The following is a 2,616-nucleotide window of genomic DNA, read 5'->3' on the forward strand; positions in this document are numbered from 1 at the left end:
GTACACATGTAGGCCGGTGGCACACTGGCGGCGACCCGCGAGCTGGCGGCTCGGTACACATGTAGGCCGGTGGCACACTGGCGGCGACCCGCGAGCTGGCGGCTCGGGACTGACAGAGTTCCATCGACAGTTCTTTTTTGTCCTTATACCAGCTCGGGAATTTCCCTGTGGCAAAGGTATAAGGGCCGGGATCGACGGCAGCGAGTTCCGCGAAAGCACTGCCGGACAGCGAAAGAGTCAGTCCCAAGGCGTTGAGCGCCAGGCGTGTCCAATTGTTCATGATGCCTCCTGATGAGGATCTGGGCATGTGAGCGTTCATTGCACGATGACCACTTCTTCGGTATCGCTGCCGCCATTAGATGACGTCACTCGAACCTTGGCTGGCGGAATCGGTGAGATGCCGGTGGCGAGGCTTTTCACTGCGCCATCGCCACTGAGGGCACCGATGGCGACCCCGGTACCGGATGTGGCGGTGAGAATGGGTGGCGAGGTCTCATCACTGGTCGAGGCGACGATGGTGATTTGTCCGTTGGCAATGCTGTACTCGGCACGGGAAATCACTACCAGGTCAGTCAGGGGCATGGGCAAAACAGTCGGGGTGCTGCTGGCGATGGCCAAGTGGTTGTCGGCGGTCACTTGCAATGTGCCTGGTACCGTCGGATCGGCTGGCGACTGCGCGTACCAATGGCCGGTGGAGTCCGCTTCGGTAAAGTTCAGGACCGGGTTATTGCTGTCCAGGGTCACGCTCGCGGGTGGAGGCGGGGCCATGACGAAGACATCCTGCTGGGCCTCCGGTGCGCTGACGCCCGCATGTCGCGAGTAAGTGCTGCGCTGGGCGATGACCGGGGTCGGCCGGACCACGCTGGACAGCTTGCCGGATACCGCAAAGAGGTTGGTGCGCAAGTCCAGTCCATTGGGACCTTCGATGCGCACGAAGTTAGTGTTGAACGGGCTGCCGGTGACGGGTTCGGTGAGATTCGGGTCGCCGACGAATTGTTCGGCGGCACCGGTGACCGGGTTATTCTCGGTGTAAGGGCCGTTGACGCTGCGCAGGAACGGTCCGACATCGCCCTTGAGCGCGCCGTCATAGGTTTTCGGTACGCCGATGCCGATGTCGCGGGTCATGTTTATCGCCTTCCGCCCGGGCGTATCGACGGTGAACACCTCGACGCCGTAGGGGTGGGTGATGACATAGGTCCCGGCTGTCGGCACATCGACACGCAGACGGATGCGCGAGAAGCTGATCTGGTCGCCATCCAGTGGATCGCCGCCGCTGAAGGCTGCTTCAACCGCAGAGACATACGTCAGGTCGATGCCTCTGGCGACATCGACGAGGGTGGTTTCGCCGGTTGCCCAGAACGCTTCGTCGGGGAAGTTGGTCGGGAAGACCATCGGTTGGGCGTCGTCGAAAACGCCTGGTGCGGGGATCAACGAACACATGTAAGTCGGGGCGCCTGGAGCGCTGGGAACCCGAGAACTGACAGCCTTCGATAAGCACAGGTCGAGGGTTCGACCATGGGTGTCCTGATACCAGGCGGCGAAATTACCGTTGGCTGGCAAGTAGACTCCAGCGTTCCCGGGGTCCACAGCAAACAGCGCCGCCTGGGCAACGCTTTGGGCCAGAGCGGTCACGACCAGAGCGATCGTGGTTTTGGACAGTAAAGGGTGCATGTGTATTCCCTCTATCAGAAGACTCGCCCCAAGGGGGAAAGTCAGTTGACAGGGCTTTGGCAACTTCCATACCAACTTTGAAAATCGTCGGCATAGACCCGTAATGAAGGCCTGTAGCACTGCTGAGACAAAATCGTGGCGGGCGCCGTTGCGGGCGTCTGCCCCCAGTGTTGGGGGTGGATGGGGGTGGTGGGTTTGGCGGGGAAAGTTGGGGGGGGCAATACCGGAAGCGGGTCAAACAGCAAGCAGTGGGCTATAACCCTATATGGGAAACCGGGGAACCACGTCCATGAATATCCAAGCAGCAGCCCTCCAAAAAGAAGAGGGCGATATTCGCCTTAGGTCGCGCAAACAACCGTTCAATCTGCTGCGCTGGTTTTCGCTGATCAGCATGGCGGTGATCGGCACGGTGGCCGTGGCGCTGGGGGCGGTGTCCACGCGTTTTGTGATTACCGAGAGCGTGCAGCGCGATGCGTTACTGACGTCGCAATTCATTCAGGCGATTGCTGCAGCCGAGGTACGCCATGTGTCCATTCCCAACGTGCGGACCATGGGCGAATTGCTCGACCCGCGCAAAGACAAGGATTTCGCCGATGTCGATCCCATGGCCCGTGCCAGTGCCCGCGGTGAATTTCTCGACCATATCGAGCATTTGCCCGATGTGATCCTGGCCAACATCTACGCCCCGGACCGCATGGTGATCTGGTCCACCAACCCGGAGTTGATGGGCACCACGGTCCATGCCGACAATGATCTCGATCGCGCGTTTGGCTCCAAGAGTCCGGTGTCCGCCAGCTATCACAATGTGGACAAGGGGAAGATGGAGCAGAAATTCATCACACCTCCGGACTACATCTTCATTGAGAATTACATTCCGCTGTTCGATGCCGACCACGAAAACGTCACCGCGATGGTTGAGATCTACAAGGAGCCCAAGGACTTGAT

Annotated in this window: 1 protein-coding gene and 2 pseudogenes; 1 reads left to right on the plus strand and 2 read right to left on the minus strand. The window is 59.9% G+C overall.

From position 1 onward, the window contains the following. Both AC1DRJ_RS24035 and AC1DRJ_RS24040 read right to left on the minus strand, forming a co-directional pair. Window positions 1-280 (minus strand): annotated as a pseudogene (locus AC1DRJ_RS24035) (hypothetical protein); the annotation flags it as partial. Between the two features lie 35 nt (window positions 281-315). After that, a complete protein-coding gene (locus AC1DRJ_RS24040) occupies window positions 316-1,671 on the minus strand; it encodes a hypothetical protein (RefSeq protein WP_477804346.1) in 1,356 nt (451 codons plus the stop codon). 289 nt (window positions 1,672-1,960) lie between these two features. On the opposite strand from AC1DRJ_RS24040, the pseudogene AC1DRJ_RS24045 reads away from it, so the two are divergent. Beyond that, window positions 1,961-2,616: pseudogene (locus tag AC1DRJ_RS24045) on the plus strand (two-component sensor histidine kinase); the annotation flags it as partial.

Source organism: Pseudomonas sp. P5_B2, assembly GCF_056400445.1.

Bases quoted from the DNA above. Each gene is read 5' to 3' on its own strand.
- AC1DRJ_RS24040 (WP_477804346.1), bottom strand. From the start codon at position 1,671: ATGCACCCTTTACTGTCCAAAACCACGATCGCTCTGGTCGTGACCGCT.